The 939-nt window shown below is 70.0% G+C and carries 1 protein-coding gene; it reads left to right on the forward strand.

The features are described from left to right. A partial coding sequence (locus ACJOT3_RS34620) for a carbohydrate ABC transporter permease (RefSeq protein WP_406977347.1) occupies positions 1–893 on the forward strand: 893 nt, incomplete at its 5' end. Positions 894–939: the final 46 nt, after the last annotated feature.

Below are 939 nucleotides of genomic sequence, written 5' to 3' on the forward strand. Positions count from 1 at the left end.
CCCGCGGCCCCGCCGAAGGCGGATCGCGCACCCGGGCCTGGGTCCGCAGGAGCCCGCTCCTGCCCGGCCTGCTGTTCGTCATCGCGATGACGCAGATCCCGTTCCTGTTCACCGTGTACTTCAGCTTCCAGGACCGCAACATCCTGCGCCCGGACTCCGGTTCCTTCGCCGGGCTGGGCAACTACGCCCGGGTCCTGGGCGACCCGCTCTTCCGCAACGCCGTGGCGAACACGGTCGTGCTGACCGTCGGCGCCGTCCTGCTCTCCCTGGCCCTGGGGCTGGCGTTCGCCGTCCTGCTCGACCGCGCCTTCCTCGGCCGCGGGATCGTGCGCACCCTCATGATCACACCGTTCCTGGTCATGCCGGTCGCCGCGGCCCTGCTGTGGAAGACGTCCATGTACCACCCGGTCTACGGGCTGATCAACTGGGTGCTCTCGCCCCTGGGCGCCGACGTCGACTGGGTCAACGAGTTCCCGCTGCTGTCGATCGTCCTGGTGGTCACCTGGCAGTGGACGCCGTTCATGATGCTCATCATGCTCGCGGGCCTACAGAGCCAGTCGCCGGAGGTGCTGGAGGCGGCCCGGATGGACGGCGCGGGCCCGCTGGCGATCTTCACCAGGATCACCTTCCCCCAGCTGCGCCGGTTCGTGGAGCTGGCGACCCTGCTCGGGACCATCTACATCGTCCAGACCTTCGACGCGATCTACATGATCACCCAGGGCGGCCCCGGGCAGGCCAGCACGAACCTGCCCTACCTCATCTACCTCCAGGCGTTCCGGGCCTTCGACGTGGGCGAGGCCGCCGCGGCCGGGGTGATCGTGGTGGTCGCGACCCTGGTCGTGGCCATGTTCGCCCTGCGGGTCGTCTCCAGCCTGTTCGAGGAGGAATCGTGACCGGGGTGCTCACCAGGCCGGCGGCCCGCGGACCGGCGCGCCCGCC

Origin of the sequence: Nocardiopsis protaetiae (assembly GCF_045446735.1) — a bacterium.
Taxonomy (GTDB): Bacteria; Actinomycetota; Actinomycetes; order Streptosporangiales; family Streptosporangiaceae; genus Nocardiopsis; species Nocardiopsis protaetiae.